The sequence below is a fragment of the Proteus sp. G2618 genome, from assembly GCF_009915995.1.
GTDB lineage: Bacteria > Pseudomonadota > Gammaproteobacteria > Enterobacterales > Enterobacteriaceae > Proteus > Proteus terrae.
This window is the reverse complement of the sequence record NZ_JAABNI010000006.1, coordinates 45,994-72,784: the sequence shown is the minus strand read 5'-3', so window position 1 is coordinate 72,784 and position 26,791 is coordinate 45,994. Positions and strand designations below refer to the sequence as shown.

Below are 26,791 nucleotides of genomic sequence, written 5' to 3'. Positions count from 1 at the left end.
ATTATTGGGTCAAATAATGAAATTAAATGAAAGAAAAATGGGGGTTGCCCTAACATATTTGAATATTTTTTTAAATACATTTGTTATGTTAGCGTATACACCATTTATTTTACGATACTTAGGCCAGTCAGAATATGGCCTTTATTCCTTGGCAATAACAATCTTAACTTATTTGGCTATTTTAGATTTTGGATTTGGAAATGCAATAGTTATTTTTACATCTAATTATTTGGAAAAAAATGAAAAAAAACAACAACAAATTTTGTATGGGACAATAAAATTATCATACATTACTATTAGTATAGCATCTATTATAGTTATGTTTTTATTGTATCAAAATATAGATTTTATTTTTTCTGATGCAATGACAAAAAATGAAATTGATACTTTAAAAGTTTTATTAATTATTTTAGCTATTAATATATCATTAATGATTCCTTTAAATATTTATAGATCTATTCTAACTGCATATGAGAAGTTTACTTTTATAAAGATATTAAGTATTTTTCGTTCTTTATCTATACCTTTATTGATAATAGGTGCAATTCATTTTAATTATCGTGTGGTTGCAATGATTTTAATTGTATCTGTTATTAATGTTATTTTTATGCTTCTACATTATATTTATTATAAAAAAATAATAAATATTAAATTTAGTATTTGTGATTTTAATTTTAAAGTATTTAGACTTGTTTTCAAATACTCCATGTTTATATTTTTAGCTCTAATAGTTGATCAAGTGAATTGGAATTTTGGGCAATTAATTATAGGTTCATATAAAGGAACTGAAAGTGTTGCTATATATTCAATATCGATATTATTTAACACAACATTTATAATGTTATCAACAGCTATTAGTGGTGTAATGTTACCTAAAATATCAAAAATGATATCTAAAGGTGTTACTAATAATGAATTAACTTTTGAAATGATAAAAGTAGGGAGATTACAATCTTTTATTATATTTATGGTTGTTCTTGGCTTTATTATTTTTGGAAAAGAATTCATATATTATTGGGCTGGTCATGCTTACGAAGATGCATATTATTTAACTATAATTATTATGATTCCTCTTTCAATACCATTAATACAAAATTTAGGACTAAGTATTTTACAAGCAAAGAATAAATTTGCATTTAGATCCATTACAGCAACTATTATGGCTATACTTACAATTTTTCTTTCCTTAATATTAGTGAGAAATTATGGATATTGGGGAGTTGCTGTTTCTATTTCAATGGCATTTTTTCTATTGAATGGAATTATAATGAATATGTATTATTTAAAATTAGGATTAAATATAAAAAAATTCTGGGTGGATATAATGAAAATATTTATTCCGATGACGATTTTATTTTCTATTATCTATATAATTAAGAGCCAATTTAATATTACATCAATATATTCATTAATGTTGTTTATATCTTTTTCAGTAATTTTTATATTTCTGTGCTCATATGGCTTTATAATGAATAGCTATGAGAAAAATATAGTAAGCCAATTGGTAGTGTATATAAAAAACAAATATAGAAAATAATTATTATATAATTTATGTATATAAAATAATAATGTAATAATTATCGTTAAAATTAAATTTGAGTGAATCAGAATGAATGTAAAAGAATTTAATAGTAAAAAAGTTTTTAGTGAGGTAAGTGGAGTTACTTCATTAGTAGAAAATAAAATAAAAATAAAGATGAATGATAAAGGACTATATGAAGAAGTAATCGGAGATACTGAAGATACTGAATTATCATTGATCGTAGAAAAAGTGTCGCCATATTTAAATAAAGATATAAATGAAAATGTCATTTCCAATAAGTTATACTCAAATCAGGAAGGATGCTTATATGATAAGAGGATTGGATATTATATATCTTTATATGCAGGGCATGTATTAGAAGGGGATTATAGAAGAAATGCAAGTTCTGGAGGTGTTGGGACATGGATATTAAAAGAATTACTTGAAAATAATTATATTGATGGCGTTATTCATGTTAAAGAAAAAAATGATTCAGATTCTTCAATCCTCTTCGAATATCAAATTTCAAAAAGTATCAAAGAAATAAAAGAAGGAGCCAAGACAAAATATTATCCTGTCGAATTATCAAAAGTTTTAGAAGTAGTAAAAGAAAATGCAGGAAAATATGCAATTGTTGGTATACCAAGTTTTATTAAAGCAGTTAGGTTGTTGTGTCAAGAGGAACCAATTTTCAATGATAGAATCATTTTTACAGTTGGATTAATCTGTGGTCATCAAAAAAGTACAAAGTTTGCTGATTTTATGGGATGGCAGGTAGGTATTCAACCTGGAGATATGAAAAATATAGATTTTAGGTATAAATTAGACGACTTCCCTGCTGATAAATATGCAATAAAGATGACCGGATTAATTAATGGTGAAATGAAAACAGTAATAGTACCTAAAAATAAATTGCATGGGCAAAATTGGGGATTAGGGTATTTTAAACCAATTGCTTCAGATTTTACCGATGATGTTTTTAATGAAACTGCTGATATTGTTATTGGCGATGCTTGGTTACCTGAATATTCAAAAGATAGTTTAGGAAATAATATTGTTATCGTAAGAAATAATGTAATTCATAAAATTATCCAGAATGCAATAAAAGATAAAAGAGTAAATTTCCAGTCAATAGATACTAATAAAATATTTCAATCTCAAGCTGCTCATTATAGACATACACATGATGAACTTTCATATCGACTATTCAAATTAAATAAGAAAGGAAAATGGTATCCTCACTTAAGAGTTAAACCAGAGAATAATATTTCTTTTTTAAGAGGGCTTGTTCAAGATATGAGAATAAAAATAGCAAGTAAATCTCATTCCTATTATGAGGAAGCTGTTAAAATGAATGATATAGATTATTTTATAAGTAATATGGAGAAGATAAATAGGAAATATAAGATACTATATACATGCATGGCCATTCAAAATAAAGGCATAAAAGGTTTGGTTAAATATTTAATAAATAAAATAGTTAAATAAGGTTCATTTAAATGAGAATAGCAGTTATCACATTTCCATTAATTAATAATTATGGTGGGATTATTCAAGCATACGCATTAATGAAGTTGTTGTCTGACTTAGGTCACGAACCTGTGTTGATTAACTTTCAAAGTGAAAAATATTCTAAGTCATTAATGAAATATATAGTAAAAAAGTACATGTTATTTTTTATAAAAAAATATCGTAATTCAATTTTGACTAAAAAAAATTATAGTTTGAGGCAATTTATTAATTTAGAAATTAACCCTAGAAGTGAGAATATATATAATAGTAAGGAATTATATAAATATTTTTTGTCAAATAAATTTGATGCATGTATTGTAGGTAGCGATCAGGTCTTTGCAAAGTTGGGATATTCTAATTTTGAAAATGTTTATTCTCTTGGTTTTTTAAATAAAAATATTATCAAATTATCTTATGCAGCATCATTTGGCGGTGACAAGTTTTTAGGTGATGTAGAAAAAATAAAATATCATAGTGATAACTTAAAAAAATTTAGAAAAATTTCAGTGCGTGAAAAAAGTGGTATAAAAATATGCCAAAATACTTTTGGAGTAGATGCTGTTCATGTACTAGATCCTACGATGGTTATTGATAAAAATTATTATATAAATTTAATTAGTTCTAATGAATATGAGAAAAAAGAAAAGGAATTATTTGCATACATATTAGATAATACTAATGAAAAAGAAGAAATAGTATCTAATATCGCAGAAATCAAACAATATTCTGTAAAAAAAGTAAGCGATGGAAATTTATCTACTAATGTTTTAAGTATGGAGGATTGGCTTGGGAATATATATAATTCAGAGTATATTATAACTGATTCTTTTCATGGTTGTGTTTTTTGTATTATCTTTAATAAGCCATTTAATTGTATTATAAATAATAAAAGAGGTGCTGATAGATTTCTTTCTTTATTAAGTCTTTTTGGATTGGAAGATAGAATTTTGATTGATGGATATTCTGAGAAGAATACTAATACTGATATTGATTGGGAAATGGTAAATAGTAAAATAAAATCTTTAAAAGATTACTCCATAGACTTTTTAAAAAATAACCTTATATAGGATATTTTAATTTATATGACTAATACTCATATGGCTATTATACTATAATCATAGTTAACTTATTATAAGATAAAAGAGACTTTTATATAATGTATACTATATTTGGTGGTCGTGGTTTTATTGGTTCTGAATTTGTTAAGACACTTAGAATACAGGGACATGAAGTTTATATACCTAAGCGTGATGATAAATCTATTTTTTTAAAAAATTTGGGGCATGTTATATATGCAGCTGGTTATGGTAACTGCCAAGAAGATCCCTATAATGTTGTAGATGCTAATCTTGCCCTATTGAATAGGGTGTTATATCAAGCTAGATTTGAATCATTAACTTATCTATCTTCTACTCGAGTATATGTAGGTGATAATAAATCATCTGAAAACTCAGATATTACAATATCAATAACTGATGCGAGACGATTATTTAATTTATCAAAATTAACAGCCGAAGAATTATGTTTAAAGAGTAATAGAAGATGTCTGATTGTCAGGCCAAGTAATGTTTATGGTGCAGCAATTGAAAGTAATTTATTTTTACCCTCTATTATACGTGATGCTTTGAATAAAGGCATTGTTAATATGTATGTAACTGAAGAATATGAAAAAGATTATGTGTATGTTGGAGATGTTGTTAACTCTACTTTAGAGTTAATTCAGAAAGAAGTTACTGGCATTATTAACATCGCATTTGGTAGAAATATTTCAGCAAAACAACTTGCTGAGGTTTTGATTAAAAACACTAATTGCGAAATAAAATGGCACGTAGCTAATGATATAGATTTCTTTAATAAAATTAATATCGAAAAAATTAAAAATTTAATTGAGTATAATCCAAGGTGTGTCCTTAGTGATATGGAATCAATGATAAAGAATTACAAAGTATTACTTGATTTGAAAAATGATATGAAATAGCCTAAATCCATAAATAGAGGTTTCCACTTGATACCATATTTTATTGTATTTTTCGCATTGATTTTATTATCTTTCTGTGAATATTTAAATTTATTCAAAAAAAGAATGATACCAGTATGTATTTCGTTTACTATTGTTGCTCTTTTTTCCGGTTTAAGGGGGGATGTAGGTCAAGATACGGCTAATTATTTAAATATATTTAATAATATAAATACCTTTAAAGGTGATATAGAAACAGGGTTTTATATCTTTAATGTATTTTTTAAATATATTTACTCTAATTTTGATGCTTTTTTATTGTTTTGTGCAATTTTTTCTTTGTTTTTTTATTTTTATGCAATTTATAAATTCTTAGGTACAGGGTTAATTATTGTAACTTTTATCATTATTTATAGTGATATATATCTATATTTTAATCTTAGCGGATTAAGACAAGGTATTGCTCTTTCTATTGTTATGCTTGCTGGTTATTATGCAATGAGAAAATATAAATATAAATTTTTATTTTCTGTTATTTTAGCTACACTTTTTCATAAAACAGCAATAATTGCACTTATATTTTGGCCATTGCTAAACTTTAATTTAGAACGATATTTTAATATTTACTCAATAATTTTTATGATTCTAATTTCTTTTTTATGGATATTAATCTCTAAACAATTTATTGAGATATTGGCACACACTTTAAATATAAGAGGTGCTAATATGTATTTATCTGAAGGTTATAATAAATTTTCTTTTGAGGCATATCTTATTGGTATCGTTCGAAGATTATACCCAATAGTATTTGTATTTATACTTACTCGATTTAATTTTAAGAATGATCTTTTTATAAAAAAAATATTTTTTATTTATATTTTCGGTTTTTTTCTATATTTAATAAATTATCCTTTATTTCAAGATATAACTGTAAGATTATCAAGTTATTTTATTATTTTTGAATCAATATTAGTCGTATATATACTGGTGAATACAAAATATATGACAAATAAAGTTTTCTATATAACTATATTATCTGTTATTTTATCCTATAAATTATTCACTTATGCATCGCTACCTAAATATCAATATATAATTAATTTTATTTGAATTTAAATATGAAAATTAAAAAAAATATTAATTTATTCGTTTTAGATATAACTTTAAAAGGGGGAATAGAAAGATTTTCTATAAACCTTGCAAATGCATTATCTAAAAATGGATATAAAGTAACAATATATTCTTTACATAAGACAAATTTACAACCGTTGTATCCCATGTCTGAACTTGTTTGCTTAGAATATGTAAGTGAATATAAGTTTACAGATAGAAAGTATAAACTTACTACATTATATTCTTGTTATAAACTAAGAAAAAATAATACTAGTTTAAATGAAAATTGTACAAATATAAGTACTCATCCTATCACTACAATTATACTTAATTTCCTAGGGTTTAATATGAGGAACTTAATTGCTAGTGAGCATAGTAGTTATAATAGTCATGGAAAGCTTATTTGTTTTTTAAGAAAGTGGGCATATAGTAAAGTTAAAAGAATAATTACTCAAACCCAAAATGGTCATGATAGTTTTAAGAATATTAATTTAGATTCCACAATTATTTATAATTCTACAACTAATTTTGATGATGATAAACAATGGAAAATAAATCTTAATGATAAGTTTGTTTGCTTAACTGTTGCAAGGTTAGAGCCTGTTAAACAAATAGAAAATTTTTTAAAAATTGCAAAAAAAATACAAGATTTGAAGATAAATGTTATATTTTGGATTGTAGGTGATGGTAGCGAACAAGATAAGCTTAAAAGCTTGTCTAAAAAATTAGGATTAAATGATACTGTAATTTTTTATCCTGCAACAAATGAAGTGTATGAATTCTATAAAAAAGCATCACTGTATATTATTACATCGAAGAGTGAATCCTTTTCAATGACTATGACTGAAGCTATGTCATATTCTGTTCCAGTTATAAGTAATAAATCGTTAGTTGGACCATCTGAAGTCATTACTCATAGTTTTGATGGCTTCCTATGCAGTGATAATGATATTGATCAGTTTTGTAATTATATTCAGAGTGTATATGACTCAGAGCAGTTAATTAATATGAAAAAAAATGCACTAAATACAAGTAAAAAATTTCATGAAGATGAAATTATTAAACAATGGATTGAGGTATTATAAGTGGATGAGAATATTAAATTTTCTATTATAGTGCCTATTTTTAATGCTCAAGAGTTTATACTGGATACCTTATATAGTATATCCAATCAGACTTATAGAAATTTTGAAGTGTTATTGATTGATGATGGTTCTACAGATAATACTAAAAAAATCATTTCAGAATTCACTAGAACTGATCATCGTTTTAGGATCCTATATCAAAATAATTCTGGCCCTAATGTTGCTAGAAATTATGCAATGAAATTTTCTACTGGGGAATATTTTGTATATCTAGATTCAGATGATATATTCTTAGATAGTCTTTTATATATTTTATATTCTGAAATTTCTAAAAGAAAATATGATATAATAAATTTTGGTTATGAATTTAAAAATTTCTTAGAGAATAAAACTATATATAAATCTAATTATCAGCGGCATGAGCTTTATAAAAAAGATATTTTGATGTCATCTTTTCAGCCTAAAGGAATTAGTGGGGTTTGTTGGAATAAATGTGTTAAGAAGCAACTTATCATAGATAATGATATTATTTTTTTACCAGATAGGATGCATGGAAGAGACATATTATTTAGTAGAACTTGTGCTTATCACGCAGATGTTGCATTAATTATCCCTGATATATTAATTATTTCTAGATTTAGACAAGGTAGCTATTCAAGAAGCTTTAGTGAAAAAAATATATTATCAGCAATAGATCTTTTAAAAAAACAGGAATCATTTTTTGATTCAAAATTATCTAATGAGCAAATGAAATTTTTGTATATGGCATTACAGAGGCATATTCGATATATCTGTGTATTAAATGCCTTTAGGACAAACGATTTCAGCGAATATATTTCAAACTACAATATGTTATCTAATTATTTTAACTATAAATTAAATAAGAATAATAATGTTAAAATAAATTTCAAATACAGAATGTTAGACTTAATGCTGAAATATCCAAAAATATTCAGAATTATATGTACAATTATTAAAAAATTTGGCGTGGAGCCATATTAATACGGTGATGCTATGTGTGGTATTCTTGGCTATATATCAAAAGAAAATAATGTTCAGCTTATCGATCTAAAACCAGCTTTATCTATTATGAGATATCGTGGTCCAGATTCGATGGGAGTGTGGACATCTCCATGTCAAAAAGTAAATTTTGGACATGTAAGACTTTCTATTGTTGAATTATCTGAACTTGGACACCAACCAATGGTCAGAAATGGAAATTCAATTACATTTAACGGTGAAATATATAATTATGTTGAATTAAGAGATGAGTTAATTAAATGTGGTGTATCATTTTTGAGTCAATCCGATACAGAGGTTATATTACAAGGGTATAATTTATTTGGTGAAAGTTATTTTGATAGATTGAATGGTGCATACGCTTTTGCAATCTATGATTCAATAAATAATAAAGTTGTTTTATGTCGAGATAGGGCTGGGGAAAAACCTTTGTTCTACTCTAATTATGATGAAAGATTTTATTTTTCATCTGATTTAAAAGCACTATTAGCTTTATCTAATATACCCAAAAAACTGAATAAGAATTCTCTTTTTAATTATTTTCAACATGGTTATGTTACAGGAAATAATGATTGCTGGATAAGTAATGTTTTTTCATTAGAGCCAGGTACAATTAGAACTATACATTTAAATAATAAGCTTGAACAAAATACGATAAGGTACTGGGATCTTACTATCGGCCAAAAAGAAAATTCTAATCATAATTATCTTTATGAAAAATTATCATATTTAATTAATGACGCTGTTAAACTTCAATTAAGGTGTGATGTTCCTGCTTCGATTTTATTAAGTGGTGGTGTTGATTCAAGCATGCTAACTGCAATTGCTAGCACACATACCAGACAAGTGAAAACCTTTACGGTCAAATTTCCTGGTTACAGTCAGTTTGATGAATCAGAAAGCGCAAGATTAGTTGCTAATTATTTTGGTACTGAACATACAGAGATTGAAGGTGTAAATATTTCACCTGACTTATTTTTAAAAATTGCCAAGAGCATTGATACACCAATAAATGACTCTTCACTACTTCCTACGTATTTGGTAAATTATGAAGTTTCTAAATATTGTAAAGTTGCTTTAGGAGGTGATGGTGGAGATGAACTATTTGGTGGTTATAAACATTATGAAAGAATGCAAAAATTAGATAATATAAAAAAACGTTATCAAAATTTATTTAATTTAATGCCTATTAAAGCCTTTAGAAATTTACTACCACTAAACTCAAAATATAGAAATTGGATAAAATCATTGGAATATGATTTAAGTGTTAATGTTCCAAATATAAGATCTTTTTATGATGAAACTCGGTTATTGAAATTATTACCTAATATAGATCCTAATTGTTGGGAAAATGATAACTGGGGAATAAATAATGAAAATGTTAAACGATCTATTTTGAAAAATTGTAGTGTTTCGGACTTTAACCATTATTTAAGAGATAGTATCTTAGTTAAAAGTGATAGATGCTCAATGCTTAATTCTATCGAGGCTAGGGCTCCTCTTCTTGATTATAGAATAATTGAATTTGCATTTAATGAAGTTCCTGATAATTTTAAAATTAGAAATGGAATGAAAAAATTTTTATTGAAAGATATATCAAAAAAAATATTACCTAATGAATTCGATTTTCAACGGAAATTAGGATTTAACCTACCATTAGGTATGATGATCAGAACAGGGAAATGGAAGGAATTGTTTGGTGATGTATTGAACTCACGATCGGATATAATTAATTATCATTTCTATACCAAAATGTTTGATGATCATTTGAATGGTAAAGAACATACAGATCGTCTATTTGGCATAGTTTTATTTCTAATTTGGGCAGAACATAATAAAGTATCATTATGATTAAAATTCAATATTTTTATAAATTTTTTTGGTGTATCAGAGCTGTCTTGCTTAAACCTTTTTTTGGAAGTATTGGACTTTATTCGTATATTGGAAAGCCTATATTTTTATTGGGTACCAAAAAAGTATTTTTAGGTCGCAGAGTTAGGATTTTTCCTCATGCTAGAATTGAAGTACATAAAAATGGTAAGTTAATAATAGATGAGAATACTTCTATTGGACAATCATTTCATATAATATGTTCAAGTAGTATTATTATATCTAAAGGTACGTTAATCTCTGCTAATGTATTTATTACTGATACTAATCATACATATGAAAATATTTCATTACCTATTCATGAGCAACCAACAAAAGTTAATAACACTTATATTGGTGAAAATTGTTTTATAGGATATGGTGTTGTTATTCAAGCTGGAACAAAGTTAGGTAATAACTGCATTGTCGGTGCAAATTCAACAATAAAAGGTTCTTTTCCCGATAATTCAGTAATTGTTGGCTCACCTGGACGGATCATTAAAACTAGATAAATTATGGCTGACTTTTTGAATCAAAAAATAGAGAATAAAGTGTTGATGCTGGTTCCTTCAGTATTTAACTATTCTAATAATCTAGAGAAATCATTATCTAAAATTTGTGATGATTATATATGTTTAAATGAAAGGCCGAGTAATACATTTTTTATTAAGGCTGGATTGAGAATAAATATTTCTCCTCTTAGCTTCCTTCTGACATATTCATATTATAATTATATTTTTAAAAAAATAATTGAAAATTTTATTGATACTGTATTAATAATAAATCCAGAAGCAACTCCTGTATGGTTTGTAAAAAAACTACGTAAAAAAAAGATAAAGATTATATATTACCTTTGGGATTCAATAAAAAACAAACCGCAGAATAAAAAATTACTACAATATGCAAATCATGTTTGGAGTTTTGATCATATAGATTGCGAAGAATATAAATTATCATATAAACCATTATTTTATTCGACAGGAAATAATATAAAGCATTCTTCTGAACAATATGATTTGTCATTTATTGGAACGCTTCATGGTGATAGATATGAAGTTGTTAATAAAATATTTAGTATACTTAATGGTAAAAAAACATTTAAATTTTTTTACTGTCCAAGTAAAAGACTTTTCTTTTTTAATAAATTTCTTAGTAAAAAATGGGCAAATGTAAATATATCAGATGTCTCATTTGATGCCTTAGACTATAGTACAGTTGAAAAAATAATGAATAATAGTTCTGTGATACTGGATGTGCATAGTTCAGGACAAAACGGATTAACAATGCGTACTATTGAAACTTTAGGCAAGGGAAAGAAAATACTTACAACAAACGATAATATCAAAGTAGAATATTTTTATGATGATAAATTTATTATGTGTTTTGATAGAAATAGAATTGAAGATATAAATATTAACAAGCTTAACGAATTTATTTTTATTAAAGAAGATCTAAATTTAAATATAAGAGAACAACATATTGATCATTGGTTAAGAAGCTTATTTATTGATTGAAAAAACAATAAATTTTTATTTGACTAGATTTTTTAGTCTGTTTATGGTTTTTATAGTCGATATCACTAATTTATACATTATAATCAATTTTTTTCACTATAAGACATTCATCATTAATGATCCTATTTGTGAACAGATGTGGAGTGTAGATATATAAATACTGGAATAAGGGTCGATTCAGCTAGATCATTCTGAATTACATCAACAAATGCTAACAAAAAGAATATGCCACCTATTCTTCAATAGGTGGCAGAATATTTTGATACAACAGTTTAATTACTCTATTAAGCAGTTGGTGATTTATTACCAGCACCTGCCCTTGGCAACCAAATCTCAACCCTCAACCCACCTAATGGGCTGTCATCGGCTTTAACATGGCCTCGATGTTGACTTACGGCTGTTTCTACAATAGCTAATCCTAAGCCGGTTCCACCTGATTCACGATCTCTTGCTTCGTCAGTACGATAGAAAGGTCGGAAGATATGCTCTCTATCTTCTGGGCTAACACCTGGGCCATCATCATCAACAATAATCGTGATACCTTGGTTTTGTTCAGTAAATGCAACCTCAATGCGAGAATTTGAGTAACGTAGGGCATTACGAACAATATTTTCAAATGCACTAGCAAGTGAATATGGATTGCAGTAGATAGGCCATGCTCCCGGAGGCGTTGTCACTTGTAGCGTTTTATTACTCTGTTCAGCCTCAAACTTAGCATTATCTAAAATGTCATCCCACAGCTCGTTGGCTTTTACTGTTTCGCGCAATAACTCGTTTTTATGTTGGTTGCGTGAAAGAACTAGTAAATCATTAATCATGCCATCAAGGCGTTGAGTTTCAGTTTCAATGCGTTCTAGTTCTTTACTTTCTCCACTACGACGACGTAACAGTGCGCTTGCTAATTGTAAGCGTGTTAATGGTGTTCGTAACTCGTGAGAAATATCAGAAATTAAGCGTTGTTGTGCTTCAACCATACGTTCGAGTGCGCTTATCATCTGATTAAAGCTAGTACCTGCGGCTAAAAACTCTTGCGGGCCAGTCTCTAGTTCAGGATGAGGGCGTAGGTTGCCTTTTGCGACATCATCAGCTGCATTTTTAAGCTGTCTTGCAGGTTTCGCTAAGCTCCAAGAAAGCCATACTAATAATGGTGTGCTGATAAGCATGGTGAATATCAGTAGCAATAACGGCTTATCAAATAATAAGTTGATAAAGTCAGATTGAGGGCTACTTGAAGGACGTACGAGGTAAAGTTGGTAATGATCTTCACCATCTCTGACAGAGAATGGCCCTAACATCTCAGAACGACCGTATTTTTTCTTTTTAGGGTGATCTGCGTTATCAGATTGACCAATAAAGTTTCTGACAACCTGCATCTCATTACGTTGAGCACCAATGATACGGCCTTCACTCGTAACAATAATTAAGCGCTGACCAGGGGGGGCCCATTTATCAATGGCACGAATTAATCGACGCCACCAAAGGAGATCGTTAGCGGGATCTTGAGCTAATTCAGCTTCGATATGTTGTTCTAGCATAACACCTTGACGGTATTCACTCTCTAAAAGAGGAGTAAGCTGGCGCGAGTCCAGCTTTGGAACCATCATAACTAGCACGAGAACTAATGCTAGCGTCAGCCAGAATATTGCGAAAATGCGCGCTGACAGACTATTTATCATAAAGAATATTTATCAAGTTATTGAAACCATCAGATAACCGCGGCCACGTAAAGTTTTAAACCAAGGTTGTCCATCTGTTCTTTCTGGTAATTTACGGCGTAAATTAGAAATATGCATATCAATCGCTCTATCAAACGGCGTTAAGCGTTTACCAAGGACTTCTTGGCTTAGATGTTCGCGTGATACGACTTGCCCTAAATGCTGAGCAAGTAAATAAAGTAAAGTAAACTCCGTTCCTGTTAACTCTAGCGGTTCATTATCAAAACTTGCTTCTTGGCGACCAGGATTAAGTTGTAATTTATCGACCTGTAATGTTGGAGATGTATTGCTGTCGGTCTGTTTTTGTTCGCTCCAATTAGAACGACGCAAAATAGCCCTAATACGAGCAACCAGTTCTCTATCATTAAAAGGTTTTGGTAAATAGTCATCAGCACCTAGCTCTAAGCCGAGTACTCGGTCAAGATCACTGCCTCTTGCCGTTAACATAATGACAGGGGTCTGGAAATTTTGGCGTAACTCTTTGAGTGTCTCAATCCCGTTTTTACGTGGCATCATAATATCCAGTAATAACAGGTCGATAGAAGCATCCAAAAGTTTAAGTGCTTGTTCGCCATCAGAGGCGATTACAACATTAAAGCCTTCCATTTCAAGCAGTTCTTTCAATAGCGATGTTAATTCGCGATCGTCATCCACTAATAAGATTTTATGCATTCGTCAATTCCTCCAAGAGAAAAATACGATAATAAATAGCGCGAATCTATGACTTTACGTTCTTTTACACGCTCTGACGCTAGTTTGCAGCCGCAACGGTATAGTAATCCACATAGCAAAGAATTACACATATGAATTATATATATGAATTATGCACATTGAGTTCGTATTAATTTAGTCGGTATTAATTTACCGAATTAGGAGTGAAGCAATGCGTAAAGTAGCAGTAGTTGCACTAGCATCAATGTTTTTAGCAGCTCCGTCGGTCGTGTTAGCCGAAACAGCCAACACTAATCCGCCTACTGAGCAACAATATAATGGCAATTATCACTGTGATTATGGCTATGGTATGCATGGTGACCGTGATTACCGAGGCCACCGCGGACAGCGCGGTTATGCCGAATCACGTATGTTTAACGGTATCACATTAACTGAGCAACAGCGTACTCAAATGCGCGATTTAATGCGCCAGCATCATCAAGACAGATATAACGGAAATTACCGTCAACGTCATGAGAATATGCACAAATTAGTGACAGCATCTCAATTTGATGAAGCAGCAGTAAGAGCACAAATGCAAGATATGGACAAACAAGCAATTGAACGCCATGTAGAAATGGCAAAAGTCCATAATCAGATGTATCAGTTGTTAACCCCAGAACAGAAAGCGCAGTTGGAAAAGAATTACCAACAGCAAATGTCAGATTTTGACACACGTAACTAATTAGTAAGTAGTTGAGTAAGAGTGTAGTAAAGATGTACCTAGTTAGAGAGTAAGTAGCAACAACGAAGTTTTTTCCTTGCCATAGACACCATCCCTGTCTTTTGCAGCCCCTCTGGAGAGGGGCTTTTTTTTGCCCTTTGACCCATCCTAAATAAGGTTGACACTTTTCCAATCTGAAATTGGAGAGTGTAATGAAACCAATCACTAAACGAACTCAACGCGATTATTCTCTCGCTTTTAAATTACAGCTTGTTGACCAAGTTGAAAAAGGTGAATTAACCTATAAACAAGCTCAAGATCACTATGGTATACAAGGATGCTCTACTGTTTTAGTTTGGCTTCGTAAGCATGGTAGGTTAGATTGGTCAAACGGTACCCCTGATACTTTTTATAGAGGTTCAGCTATGACCCAATCTTCTGAACAACAAACGCGGGAACAACGCATTAAGATCCTTGAAAAGGAACTTGAAGAAGCTCGGCTTAAATCCGATTTTTTCGAAGCTGTGGTTAAAGTCATGGATAGAGACTTTGGAGTTCGTTTGTCAAAAAAGCGCAAAGCCGAGTTATTAAAGAAAAAACGGTTAAAAACCTCACCGTAACAATTGCTTGTCGTTTTATGCAGATCAGCCGACAGGCTTATTACAAGAGACTGGATAGAACTGAGGAACGAAAGAAAGCCGATTCAGCCATTATTGACGTTGTTAAATCTGAACGAGTCTTACAACCTCGACTGGGTGGGCGTAAATTACATTTTATTTTAAAGCAAAAACAGATGGTTATTGGTCGTGATCGGCTATTTTCTTTATTGAAAGAACATCAGTTACTGGTGCCTAATAAACGGGCTTATCATCGAACAACCTTAAGCCATCATCGTTTTCATCGGCATCCAAATTTAATTAAGTCAGGGTTTATCCCCACACAACCAGAACAGCTTTGGGTGGCAGATATTACCTATTTATCGACGCATGAAGGTGATACTTATTTGAGTTTAATTACGGATGCATATTCACGAAAAATCGTGGGATATCATTTAGATGACAATATGAAAACAAGTTCAGTGAAGAAATCGTTGGTTCAGGCGTTAAAAAAACAGACTTCGACAACTTCGTTAATCCATCATTCAGATCGAGGGATACAGTATTGTTCTTCGGAATATCAGGAGATACATAAAGAGCATAATATTCAATGTTCTATGACTGATGGGTATGATTGTTATCAAAATGCTTTAGCGGAACGAATTAATGGAATATTAAAAATGGAGTATCTACTGATAAAACCGAGTAATTTGGAACAAGCGAGAAAATTAGTAGAAGAATCAATTCAACTCTATAATGAAAAACGACCACACTTATCGTTAAACTATAAAACGCCCGATGAAGTACATCGAGCGTTTTATGCCTGAAAAGCTGTCAACCTATATCAGGACTAGTCACTTTTGTTTAATAACTTCATGAAGTTTAATAATTTTTAATTGTTTAAAAAATCAATTGAAAAATTTTCCTTTTTTCTTTTTGAAATGTTATTAAGAAAAATTTTCCTCATTTTTTTCTGTTGTTTTGCCTTAAAGATATTAATGGGATTAATACTTTTTTTATATTTCGCTGAAGTAGAGCCAAATAATTGTTTTGAATAAATTTTATCATCACCGTTATAAACTATTCCTTCATAATGAATAGGATTAAAATAGTGTGATGGAAAAATTGTAATGTCTGGATTATATTTTTGGATCATTTTGGCTACAAAAAAATTTCCTGTTGATATCCAGGGATAATCCAAGTCTAAAGGCGTTATTTGTAGTAATTCATTTATCAATTGTCCAACGAATTCATTTTTAGGTTCACATGCATAAATTGGTGCAACCAAATTTCCTCGAATAAATTCATTTTCATATACGGTATAGGCTTGCTTTTTTGTAAATAACTCATCTGTATTATGATAACAAATGCTGTCTGCTTCAGGAATAAATCCACCAAATTCGTATAAAATTTCATATCGCATTAAGTCAGCGACACCAGCATATAGGCCTAGTTTATAATAGAACTCAATAAGGTTTCGTGTTTTGAAATGATAATTATTTAAAAAGTCATTATCATAAACAGTGTATTTCCAATCTGTATGTTTATTTTCCCATGTGTTCATCCATTGAATCGGCTTAGGATTAGGACCTATCCATATATGTCCTAGTTGTTTAGGGATTAAGACATCCATGAGTTATAATCACATTTATCAATGTAAGGTTGGTGAATAATACATTAATTAAATATAAAAATACAACATTTTGAGAATTATTGATTGAATGGAGTAAAATAATAGCCCTCTTAATTCAGAGGGCTATATAATGTGGTTAATTGATTTTGTCTTCTGGTAAGAGATTATAATTAATTTCTTCTTTTTGAAAATTAATAACAGTATCTTGATCATCACAAATATCATTAGAAATCATACGACAATGATTAGGGATTTTAGGTTCCTGAATATGTGTCCATTCAGAGAAAAGTGACATAAAATACCGGCCATTTCTTCTTTCAGTAATATAGCTTTTCTCTTTACTATCGCTTGATAGGATAAATAAAGGGATCTCAAAGTTTTGCTTAAACTTATCATCATGAGTAAGCTTGGCATAACTTTCTCCTTTGTGTTCATAAGATAATCCATGGTCAGAAAAATAAAGTAAGGACCATGATTTTCCTGTGCTATTTGATATGTCTACAATGTTCTCTAATAATTTATCTGTATTTTTGATGCTTTGAACATAGCAAGATAGTTCAATTGATTGGAAAAATTCATCATATTTACCTTGTGTTCTAGCACAAGCTTGTGAGTGAGAGCCTATTAGATGAACAACAATAAGCTTATTTTTCTCACCTTTATTAATGAGTGCCTTTTTAATATCGGGAAGTAAATCATTATCAGTAGTTAAACCATTATTATGATAATCACCTTTACTCAAGAAGTGATAGGTATCAGCTCTCTTTCCTATTGTAGAAATGATTGAATCAGAACCAATCATAGAACCTTGATTTGAAAACCAATATGTATCTAATCCTGCTTTTTTTGTAAGTGTGATAATATTGTTCTGCAATTCAATGTTATTGGTGTTTTTATCTTTTAATGTCAATGAAGGTGGCAATGAAAATAATGTTGAAGGTGCCGCTGAAATATAGTTATTAAATTGAATAACAGGGCTTTTTTCTAAAAATGGAGTGTTATTTATAGGAAAACCATAGCTTTGCATAAAGTCTCTTCTAACACTTTCTCCAATAACCAAAATATAATTATTATATTGCGTATTATTAATAGGTTGCCAATTATCTTTCTTGTTAAGCTCTGTATTGATCCACTTATTTTCTATTTTTACACTATCATAATGTTTTTTTATATCACTAAAAAAACGAAGTATTGGTAATTTGGCTTCAAAGTTATAAGTACCATTACTTATCAGGTTCTTTATTGGCCAAGTAATACTTGTTATTATAAAAATAAAAGTAATGAAAATAGAGATTTTATTTTTAAAAATAATGCTAACTTTTAGGCTGAGAAGGCCAAATAAAATAATTAAAAAGCTAAATATTAGATTTACGGGTGAAAGAGTGTGAATGAATTCTAAAGTCTCATTCGTATTTGTGTAAAAGAAAGAAATAATAGAATTAATATTTGGAGAGCCGTATTTTAAACCAATAGGTGTATAAATAGCACCTATTATTGACAGGAATATTATACTGATAGAATAGGTTTTTTTAAAATGTCCTGATAAACATAAAAGAAATGCAGTGAAAGTCAGAACATAAAAAAAACGAAGTTTATAGCCTAGAGAGATATGTAGTAATAAAACAAAAATAAGCAAAATTAAACATTGAATAATGTTGTTTTTTAAGAGTTTTTTCATGATGTTAATTATGGAACAATAGTTATTGATTAATTATGGCTATATTATTATCGGCATTATAGTTTTTTTTTAAGGCGAGGAAAACCAAGGAAATTAAATTATTTCCTTGGTTTATAGTGGTTACTACTACAACAATGCTTCTGGAGATTCAGGTAAAATCTGTCCGCCATCGACGATAATTGTCTGGCCTGTAATATATTTTGCTTCATTCGACGCAAAAAATGCGGCTGCGTAGCCGATATCTTCTGGCTCACCTAACGTGTGAGTTGGGATAGAAGCCTTCATCTGATTTAAATAGGCTTCACCTTGAGCCTGTAAACCCTCAGTGAGGATATTTCCTGGCATCACGGCGTTGATGGTAATGCCATGGCGTGCGTATTCAAGAGCTGCGCTACGCATAAAGCCTAATTGTCCTGCTTTGCTTGCACCATAATGGCTCCAGCCCGGATAGCCAGTAATAGCACCTGTAATGGAAGAGGTAATGATCACTCGACCTTGTTTTTGTTTCTCCATTACACGAAGTGCGGCTTTTACTAAAAAGAACATGCCTTTTAAGTTTACGGTATGCATTTTATCCCAGTCAGCTTCTGTCATCTCTTTAATCGTTGCTTGAGGGAAAATGCCAGTATTGGAACAGAGAATATCGAGCTTGCCATACTCTTTTACGACATCATCAATGACTTTCTCACAGGCAGATTGCTGAGTGACATCAAGATGCATAAAACCTACACCTAATTCCTCTTTTGTTTTATTACCTGCAACATCATCAATATCCGCAATAATCACTTTCGCACCACTGTTTTTTAGTGCGATAACGATACCTTTGCCAATACCCTTTGCGCCACCTGAAACTAAAGCGATTTTACCCGTTAAATCAAACATAAAACCTCCTATTAAGTGAGAGCTCTACTGTATCAGTCTAGGCTAAAAAGCGGAGAATGAACCAAAGAACTTAGCCATAAGTCACAAATGTACCTTAGATGATTTTTTTCTTTAAAAGGATGACTGATTAAAATAGGAAGGTAAACGGCAAATAAAACATCATTTAAGGGAAAAACTGAATATTTATCAAAATATACCGATGCTATTTTTTAGCATAAATAGCGTTTTTTTGAGGTGAATGCAAAAAGGCAGTAAAGTGTCTGTATAAAAAGTGTTAACTTATTAGTGAAACACATTTGAGATAGACTAGTATAATCTTTATACAGGCTGTCTGATTAGTTTAATGCGCATCAAGTTTATGAAAAAAAATGTACGATAATGATGAACTGGTAAAAAATATGCGTACAATGGTATTGTTGAATCAATTCAGCATTTGCGATATCGGTATATAACACCAGACAAGCCGGTATTGAGATAAAAAGTTATTCCAACAATTTTGCAATAATTACATCGAATAAGAATCAGAGGTAATCATGGTCAATGGGATCAAAAGAATTGGGGTTTTAACAAGTGGTGGTGATGCACCAGGTATGAATGCCGCGATCCGTGGTGTTGTTCGTGCCGCACTAAGTGAAGGTTTAGAGGTTTATGGGATTATGGATGGCTATATGGGGCTATACGAAAATCGCATGAAAAAACTCGACCGTTTTAGCGTGTCAGACATGATCAACCGTGGTGGTACATTCCTTGGCTCTGCTCGTTTCCCTGAATTCCGCGAAGACAATGTACGTGCTGTTGCCATCGAAAACATGAAACAAAATGAGCTGGATGCCTTAGTGGTTATTGGTGGTGATGGTTCTTATCTAGGTGCAAAAAAATTAACGGAAGCAGGTTTTCCATGCATCGGCTTACCGGGCACAATTGATAATGACGTTGCTGGTACTGACTACACCATCGGTTATTTCACTGCATTAGAAACTGCCGTTGAAGCCATTGACCGCTTACGTGATACCTCAACGTCTCACAAACGTATCTCTATCGTAGAAGTGATGGGACGCTACTGTGGTGACTTAACACTGTCTGCAGCAATCGCTGGGGGCTGTGAATTTGTTGTTCTGCCTGAATCTGAATTACCATTTAATCGTGATGAATTGCTGGCAGAAATCAAAGCAGGTATCGAACGTGGCAAACGTCATGCAATCGTCGCAATTACCGAACACGTTTGTGATGTGCATGAATTAGCACGTTTTATTGAAGCTGAAACTAAACATGAAACGCGTGCAACAGTATTAGGTCATATCCAACGTGGTGGTTCTCCAGTTGCTTACGATCGTATTCTAGCTTCTCGTATGGGTGCTTACTCTGTACAACTGCTATTAGAAGGCTATGGCGGTCGTTGTGTTGGTATTCAAAACGAAAAACTGGTTCACCATGATATTATTGACGCGGTTATGAATATGAAACGTGTCTTTAAAGCTGACTGGTATGAAACCGCGAAAAAACTGTACTAATTAATAGATTTTCCGCAATACCAGAGCCTTTCTGAGTTCTATCCTTATTCGTGAACTGCTCTGATACATTCTCCTTGTGTCAGAGTAGCTTCTCGAGTGAAAATATTTCACTTAGTGATCTTTATCTTCCAGCATCTCTTCTTATCTTCCTTATATTGATAGTCATATTCCTGTTGTGTATATCCATCGGCTTTTTGTTATTTCATCGTTATAAAACTTTCTGTCAGCCTAGTTAAATATTTAACGATAGGGGATGGATAGATATGTTTAAACAATGGGGTTTATTATCGGCAGCTTTAGTGACATTACTTTTTTCTAATATTTTATGGGCTAAAGATATTCAATTATTGAATGTCTCTTACGATCCGACAAGAGAACTTTATCAGCAGTATAACTCAGTATTTAGTCAGTATTGGGAGCAGAAAACGGGAGATAAAGTCACTATCCGCCAATCACATGGTGGATCAGGAAAGCAGGCGACATCAGTTATCAATGGTATTGAGGCAGATGTTGTCACACTAGCCCTTGCCTATGATATCGATGCGATCGCCCAAAGAGGAAGTATCGATAAACAATGGATCACTCGATTACCCGATAACTCTGCACCTTATACTTCAACAATCGTTTTTCTGGTGAGAAAAGGAAATCCTAAGCAAATAGTCGATTGGGATTCATTAATTAAGCCGGGTGTTTCAATTATTACGCCTAACCCCAAAACTTCAGGAGGTGCAAGATGGAATTACCTTGCAGCGTGGGGCTATGGATTAAAAGCCAATCATCAAGATAGTGAAAAAGCCAAAGCCTTTGTTCAAGCACTTTATCAGCAAGTTGAAGTATTAGATTCAGGTGCGAGAGGAGCAACAAATACATTTGTTGAGCGAGGTATTGGTGATGTATTAATTGCATGGGAAAACGAGGCGTTATTAGCGATTAATGAATTAGGCACAGATAAGTTTGAGATAGTCACACCATCAATATCTATTCTTGCAGAGCCTACGGTGTCGGTAGTGGATAAAGTTGTTGATAAACGAGGAACACGAGAAATTGCCACAGCGTACTTAGACTATCTTTACTCACCAGAAGGACAAGAGATCGCAGCAAAAAATTATTATCGTCCTAGAGATAAAGTAATTGCAGAGAAATACCAAGATAGTTTTCCAAAACTAGAACTATTTACACTTAATGAAGTTTTTGGTGATTGGCAATCTGCGCAGAAAATACATTTTGCGACAGGGGGCATATTTGATGAGATCAGTCGTCGTTGATAATTAAAGATGAGAGAAACAAAAAAATCACCTTCTGTTTTATATCCAGTAAGGTGATTTTCTCTATTTTTTATCAATTAACGGCATCAGCCAGAAAGATAAAATTATTTTTTCGCTTTAGCTTGTGCTGCTGCTTTAACGATAACGGCAAATGCGTCAGCTTTCAGTGAAGCGCCACCTACTAATGCGCCATCGATGTCTGGTTGACCAAACAGTTCTGCTGCATTTTTATCGTTAACAGAGCCACCGTATTGAATGATAACTTGTTCAGCGATAGCGGCATCTTTCTTCGCGATATGATCACGAATAAATTTATGAACAGCTTGAGCTTGTGCTGGAGTTGCTGATTTACCTGTACCGATAGCCCAGATTGGCTCATAAGCGATAACGGCATCTTTAAATGCTGCTGCACCATGTGTATTTAACACAGCATCGATTTGGCGAGCACATACTTCTTGAGTTTTGCCAGCTTCGTTTTCTGCTTCAGTTTCACCAATACATAATACTGGTGTTAAACCTAACTCTTTTAACACGCCGAATTTTTGAGCGATAAACTCGTCAGATTCTTTATGATAAGTACGACGCTCAGAGTGACCAATGATAACGTATTTAACATCAACGTTTTTCAGCATCTCTGCTGAAGTTTCACCAGTGAAAGCTCCTGATAAGTTAACACCTGTATCTTGAGCACCTAATGCAATACGGCTTCCACCAATTTCATGGCGTGCTTGGCATAGGTAAACTGCTGGTGGTGCGATAGCAACATCACAACCTGCAACACCGCTAACTTCTTTACGTAATGCAGCAATTAATTCATGAACCATATGAATGCTGCCGTTGAGTTTCCAGTTACCCATGACTAATGGATGGCGCATAACTTTTCCTCCAACCGAGTGGTTTAAATTTAGTTTGCTAATAAACACGAATTCTGTTGATGCACAACAGTATAGAGAACAATGAATAGAATAGCTTTGTTTTTTATCACGGAATAGCTGAAACGATCTTGCTGTTTAAAGAAAGCTTAATCGGTTCAATAGCGAAGGTTGTTAATTGGTCATCTTCATGGACAATAATATAGCGAATTGCACCCACATCATGACTAATGTAATCAGAAGTTTGATTTTTAAATGCAAATAAATTGAGAGCCTCTTGAATTTGCTCTGAGGTTATTGATGAGTCAAATTGAGTGACCAAAGTAATAATGTATTGTGTCGTGATCTCACGATTTATCTTTTCTAGTTCAGGTGAATCAGGGGTGTGGAGCAGCGTTAGTTGTAAACTTTTTATTTTTTCGCTACCGCGCTCTAGTATTGCAGATGAATAGAGATAAGGCGTGATCCGTGTTGCTGCTCTGACAAGAGGGATCGCAATATCGTGATTGGTGATAATCTTATATTCATTAAGTGATAACAACGGATTTTGTTGATTAAATTTTGCTCTTAGTTCCGGAATAGTTATCTCAAAAACAGGTGCATCTTGTTTAAGATAGGCGATGTCATCCTTTGTAGGCTGTTTTTGTGCGACAGACATCTCTGTTGCAAAAACAGAAGTTGGCAAACAAAGAGCAATGCTTATGATTATCAGGTATAACGTAGAAAGTGTGTTTGCTTTTATCATCTGTCCTCCGCTTGTCTGTGCTGTTATTGGCTAGTCTGTATTATTTGATACTAAATGGACAGTGTAATTCACAAATTAAGTAAATTATTGAGAATTTATGACCTTACAACATTGGGCATTTTCATTCAAAGGACGAATTGGGCGTCGTGACTTTTGGGCTGGTTTGGGTGCTTGCTTTGCGCTTTTTTTAGGCCTCTTTATTATCAATGATGTGATTTATCCATTACCTACCACTGTAATATGGATAGTATTCCTTTCTATTCTTTATCCGCTATGTGCAATTTTTACAAAAAGACTTCATGATAGAAATAAAAGAGGGATATGGCTTTTATTACTCCTACTTGCCGTGATGTTAGGATTGGCCGATACCAGTAGTTTAGAGCCATTTTGGCAATGGGCAATGGGACGCTTTCTTCCTTCTTTTATTGTGATGATCATGTTGCTTGATTGCGGTGTATTCGTTGGTAATGACGGTGAAAACTACTTTGGTAAACAGGCAGAGCAAGTGAACTATCGTCGTTGGCGTTAATTTATATTATTAAAATCAAATGAATAAGGGTGAGATAAATAGATTCACCCTTATTTTTTGTATTATTACCAATATTGCTCACTGGTGATATGTCCGGGTTTACGTCGTAAGTGCTTACGCATTTCCCGTTGTTCTTTTAGTAATTGTTGAGTGTCTCTGACCATTTGAGGATTACCACACAACATAATATGGCTCTCTTCTGGGCTGATAGTTAAGCCAACCGTTTTTTCTAAAGCGCCACTTTCAATGAGTGCAGGGATACGTCCTGTCAATGAGCCAATATGATTTTCACGGCTGACAACGGTTTGAATGTGTAATTTACCTTGATAACGTTCAACGAGTTTTTCCATCAAAGATAAATAGCTTAAGTCATTAGCATATCGAACAGCATGAACAAGAACGATATTTTCAAATCGCTCAAGATCGTGTCCTAACTGCAAAATAGATAAAAAAGGTCCAATGGCTGTTCCCGTCGAAAGCATCCAAAGCGTATTTACTGTGGGAACTTCTTCTAATACAAAAAAACCGCTGGCTTGTTCAGTCACTAATACTTCATCACCGACTTCTAGAGCACTTAGTTTAGAGCTTAATTTTCCATCAGGAATAGTTACTAGATAGAACTCTAAATTGGGATCATCTGGTGCGTTTACATAAGAGTAGGCTCGTTGTACTCGCTCACCATCGATATCTAGCGCTAATTTTGCAAATTGTCCGGCTGTAAACTTATCAATAGGAGCATTGACGACGAGACTCATTAACGCATCAGTCCAGTGATGAACTTGAGTAACTTTTCCATTCACCCAATTAGCCATAGAGATTATCTCCTTTTGATAAACATGCTTATGTTGCTTATTCATTCTAAATAGGAAGCGACTTTTTATTTATCAAGATGGTGTGGTGATGTGATTAATCTAAGGATCTGTCAATAAATGACACAATATGTACATTTATATTGACAACTATGGTGTATTTCTCTGACATTAATCTTTATACAAAAATTGCTGGCTATCTCGCAAATTTCTCCAAATTTGTTAACTTAGTCTCATTCTGAAAAGGCATGCATTTTGCAGAGTTTATTTTTATAAATTCTCTGTGGTGTGCGCCTGTCCGTTAATTTATTTATCTGAAATTCTTGAGCAAAGAAAAGAAATGAGAAAGTTAGAACATGCAAATTTATTATTATTGATAATTGCACTGGTTGCTGTGGGTCAAATGACCCAAACTATTTATGTTCCTGTTATTGCTGATATGGCGGTTTACTTTGGTGAACCCACTGGGGCGGTACAGCAAGTCATGGGTGCCTATCTTTTTTCTTATGGTTTTTCACAGCTAATTTATGGACCTATTTCCGACAAAGTAGGGCGCCGTCCTGTTATTTTAGTCGGAATGACGATCTTTTGTTTATCAACGCTGGTGGCAATTTTCTCGCAAAATTTAACCACACTGGTTATTGCAAGTACTTTACAAGGGATGGGAACAGGTGTTGCCGGTGTCATGACACGTACTCAACCTCGTGATTTATATACAGGAACTGCATTGCGTTACGCCAATAGCTTATTAAATATGGGCGTCTTAGTTAGCCCACTATTAGCGCCGATGATTGGTGGTGTTGTTGCTCACTTCTTTGGCTGGCATGCGTGTTATATCTTCCTATTATTATTGGGAAGTAGTGTTCTTTTCTGTATGTATCGTTGGATGCCAGAAACGCGTCCAGTGCAAGTTGAAAAACGTAAAATGCTGTCATCATTTTACTTACTGCTTTCAAATAGTACCTTCAGTGCATTTTTGATTATGTTGATTTGCGCATTATCTGGTATTGCTGTTTTTGAGGCATCAAGCGGTGTATTAATGGGGGGAGTATTAGGATTAAATAGTATTACTATCAGTATATTATTTATTTTACCGATCCCTGCGGCATTTTTTGGGGCTTGGTATGCTGGTCGTGAAGGTAAAACCTTTGTACAACTGATGTGGCACTCTGTTTTTTGTTGTTTATCTGCGGGGGTTTTAATGTGGATCCCTGGTTGGCTAAATATTATTAATATCTGGACATTACTGGTACCAGCCGCGCTGTTTTTCTTTGGTGCAGGTATGTTATTCCCATTAGCAACAACAGGTGCGATGGAGCCATTCCCTTATTTAGCCGGCTCTGCGGGTGCGCTGGTGGGTGGTTTACAAAATGTGGGTTCAGGTGTAGCAACATGGTTTTCAGCTTTATTGCCACAGCATAACCAATTTAGCTTAGGTATGATTATGTTTGGTATGTCGGTGGCTATTATACTTTGTTGGCTTCCTTTGGCTCATCGTTTTAGCCATGAAGAACATACTATTTAATTGACTGATACAGTAAGTTAAATAAAAAATGCCGAGATAAAAAATCTCGGCATTTTGGTTTTGT

24 protein-coding genes are annotated in these 26,791 nt (G+C 32.2%); 16 read left to right on the top strand and 8 right to left on the bottom strand.

What is annotated here, in order from left to right; genetic code table 11:
• Positions 1-16: 16 nt before the first annotated feature.
• From GWJ01_RS02755 to GWJ01_RS02710, 10 genes are all read left to right on the top strand, one after another.
• Positions 17-1,537, top strand: coding sequence for an oligosaccharide flippase family protein (locus tag GWJ01_RS02755; protein WP_161710668.1), 1,521 nt, complete (start codon positions 17-19; stop codon positions 1,535-1,537).
• A gap of 72 nt (positions 1,538-1,609) precedes the next feature.
• Positions 1,610-3,010 (top strand): Coenzyme F420 hydrogenase/dehydrogenase, beta subunit C-terminal domain, encoded by a 1,401-nt coding sequence (locus tag GWJ01_RS02750; protein ID WP_161710667.1) that lies wholly within the window; start codon positions 1,610-1,612, stop codon positions 3,008-3,010.
• Between the two features lie 11 nt (positions 3,011-3,021).
• Positions 3,022-4,101: a polysaccharide pyruvyl transferase family protein gene (locus GWJ01_RS02745; RefSeq protein ID WP_161710666.1), complete on the top strand. Its 1,080-nt coding sequence runs from the start codon at positions 3,022-3,024 to the stop codon at positions 4,099-4,101.
• Positions 4,102-4,190: 89 nt separating this feature from the next.
• A complete protein-coding gene (locus GWJ01_RS02740) occupies positions 4,191-5,012 on the top strand; it encodes an NAD-dependent epimerase/dehydratase family protein (RefSeq protein ID WP_161710665.1) in 822 nt (273 codons plus the stop codon).
• A gap of 27 nt (positions 5,013-5,039) precedes the next feature.
• Positions 5,040-6,101, top strand: coding sequence for an EpsG family protein (locus GWJ01_RS02735; protein WP_161710664.1), 1,062 nt, complete (start codon positions 5,040-5,042; stop codon positions 6,099-6,101).
• Between the two features lie 8 nt (positions 6,102-6,109).
• On the top strand, positions 6,110-7,189 hold the full coding sequence (locus GWJ01_RS02730) for a glycosyltransferase (RefSeq protein ID WP_161710663.1): 1,080 nt from the start codon (positions 6,110-6,112) through the stop codon (positions 7,187-7,189).
• Positions 7,190-8,191, top strand: coding sequence for a glycosyltransferase (locus GWJ01_RS02725; protein ID WP_161710662.1), 1,002 nt, complete (start codon positions 7,190-7,192; stop codon positions 8,189-8,191).
• A gap of 12 nt (positions 8,192-8,203) precedes the next feature.
• Positions 8,204-10,060, top strand: a complete 1,857-nt coding sequence (gene asnB, locus GWJ01_RS02720; RefSeq protein ID WP_161710661.1) for an asparagine synthase (glutamine-hydrolyzing) — start codon at positions 8,204-8,206, stop codon at positions 10,058-10,060.
• The gene (locus GWJ01_RS02715; protein ID WP_161710660.1) at positions 10,057-10,590 is read left to right on the top strand and encodes an acyltransferase; all 534 of its coding nucleotides are present in this window, start codon (positions 10,057-10,059) and stop codon (positions 10,588-10,590) included. Before asnB ends, GWJ01_RS02715 begins: the two co-directional genes overlap by 4 nt.
• Positions 10,591-10,593: 3 nt before the next feature.
• Positions 10,594-11,592 (top strand): hypothetical protein, encoded by a 999-nt coding sequence (locus GWJ01_RS02710; protein ID WP_202611078.1) that lies wholly within the window; start codon positions 10,594-10,596, stop codon positions 11,590-11,592.
• 284 nt (positions 11,593-11,876) lie between these two features.
• On the opposite strand, the gene cpxA is transcribed toward GWJ01_RS02710, so the two are convergent.
• Together cpxA and cpxR are read right to left on the bottom strand one after the other, a co-directional pair.
• The gene (cpxA, locus tag GWJ01_RS02705; protein WP_088494095.1) at positions 11,877-13,268 is read right to left on the bottom strand and encodes an envelope stress sensor histidine kinase CpxA; all 1,392 of its coding nucleotides are present in this window, start codon (positions 13,266-13,268) and stop codon (positions 11,877-11,879) included.
• A gap of 12 nt (positions 13,269-13,280) precedes the next feature.
• On the bottom strand, positions 13,281-13,979 hold the full coding sequence (cpxR, locus tag GWJ01_RS02700) for an envelope stress response regulator transcription factor CpxR (protein WP_023583423.1): 699 nt from the start codon (positions 13,977-13,979) through the stop codon (positions 13,281-13,283).
• Positions 13,980-14,190: 211 nt separating this feature from the next.
• On the opposite strand from cpxR, the gene cpxP reads away from it, so the two are divergent.
• Positions 14,191-14,703, top strand: coding sequence for a cell-envelope stress modulator CpxP (gene cpxP, locus GWJ01_RS02695; RefSeq protein WP_161710659.1), 513 nt, complete (start codon positions 14,191-14,193; stop codon positions 14,701-14,703).
• A 191-nt stretch (positions 14,704-14,894) separates the two neighbouring features.
• A protein-coding gene (locus GWJ01_RS02690; RefSeq protein ID WP_161710658.1) for an IS3 family transposase occupies positions 14,895-16,105 on the top strand; the annotation gives its coding sequence in 2 pieces (ribosomal slippage) (positions 14,895-15,237 and positions 15,237-16,105; 1,212 coding nt in all).
• Between the two features lie 65 nt (positions 16,106-16,170).
• On the opposite strand, the gene GWJ01_RS02685 is transcribed toward GWJ01_RS02690, so the two are convergent.
• The 3 genes from GWJ01_RS02685 to fabG all read right to left on the bottom strand — a co-directional run bounded on the left by GWJ01_RS02685 (position 16,171) and on the right by fabG (position 19,471).
• Positions 16,171-16,911, bottom strand: a complete 741-nt coding sequence (locus GWJ01_RS02685; RefSeq protein ID WP_161710657.1) for a glycosyltransferase family 32 protein — start codon at positions 16,909-16,911, stop codon at positions 16,171-16,173.
• A 136-nt stretch (positions 16,912-17,047) separates the two neighbouring features.
• Complete coding sequence (locus GWJ01_RS02680; RefSeq protein WP_161710656.1) at positions 17,048-18,589, bottom strand: phosphoethanolamine transferase; 1,542 nt, start codon at positions 18,587-18,589, stop codon at positions 17,048-17,050.
• Between the two features lie 126 nt (positions 18,590-18,715).
• The gene (gene fabG, locus GWJ01_RS02675) at positions 18,716-19,471 is read right to left on the bottom strand and encodes a 3-oxoacyl-ACP reductase FabG (protein WP_109402111.1); all 756 of its coding nucleotides are present in this window, start codon (positions 19,469-19,471) and stop codon (positions 18,716-18,718) included.
• Between the two features lie 533 nt (positions 19,472-20,004).
• Here fabG and pfkA point away from each other — a divergent pair.
• A complete protein-coding gene (gene pfkA, locus GWJ01_RS02670; protein ID WP_075673000.1) occupies positions 20,005-20,982 on the top strand; it encodes a 6-phosphofructokinase in 978 nt (325 codons plus the stop codon).
• Between the two features lie 263 nt (positions 20,983-21,245).
• On the top strand, positions 21,246-22,247 hold the full coding sequence (locus GWJ01_RS02665; protein WP_161710655.1) for a sulfate ABC transporter substrate-binding protein: 1,002 nt from the start codon (positions 21,246-21,248) through the stop codon (positions 22,245-22,247).
• Between the two features lie 104 nt (positions 22,248-22,351).
• Here the strand turns inward: GWJ01_RS02665 and tpiA are convergent, their stop codons facing one another.
• Both tpiA and GWJ01_RS02655 read right to left on the bottom strand, forming a co-directional pair.
• Entirely contained in the window at positions 22,352-23,122 is a 771-nt protein-coding gene (gene tpiA / locus GWJ01_RS02660) for a triose-phosphate isomerase (RefSeq protein WP_161710654.1), read from the bottom strand.
• Positions 23,123-23,228: 106 nt separating this feature from the next.
• The gene (locus tag GWJ01_RS02655) at positions 23,229-23,864 is read right to left on the bottom strand and encodes a DUF1454 family protein (RefSeq protein WP_075672998.1); all 636 of its coding nucleotides are present in this window, start codon (positions 23,862-23,864) and stop codon (positions 23,229-23,231) included.
• A gap of 97 nt (positions 23,865-23,961) precedes the next feature.
• Here GWJ01_RS02655 and GWJ01_RS02650 point away from each other — a divergent pair, with 97 nt between their 5' ends.
• Positions 23,962-24,393, top strand: coding sequence for a DUF805 domain-containing protein (locus GWJ01_RS02650; RefSeq protein ID WP_109394377.1), 432 nt, complete (start codon positions 23,962-23,964; stop codon positions 24,391-24,393).
• Between the two features lie 65 nt (positions 24,394-24,458).
• Here the strand turns inward: GWJ01_RS02650 and fpr are convergent, their stop codons facing one another.
• Complete coding sequence (gene fpr / locus GWJ01_RS02645) at positions 24,459-25,205, bottom strand: ferredoxin--NADP(+) reductase (protein WP_161710653.1); 747 nt, start codon at positions 25,203-25,205, stop codon at positions 24,459-24,461.
• 337 nt (positions 25,206-25,542) lie between these two features.
• Here fpr and emrD point away from each other — a divergent pair, with 337 nt between their 5' ends.
• Positions 25,543-26,727 (top strand): multidrug efflux MFS transporter EmrD, encoded by a 1,185-nt coding sequence (emrD, locus tag GWJ01_RS02640; RefSeq protein ID WP_109394375.1) that lies wholly within the window; start codon positions 25,543-25,545, stop codon positions 26,725-26,727.
• Positions 26,728-26,791 lie beyond the last annotated feature (64 nt).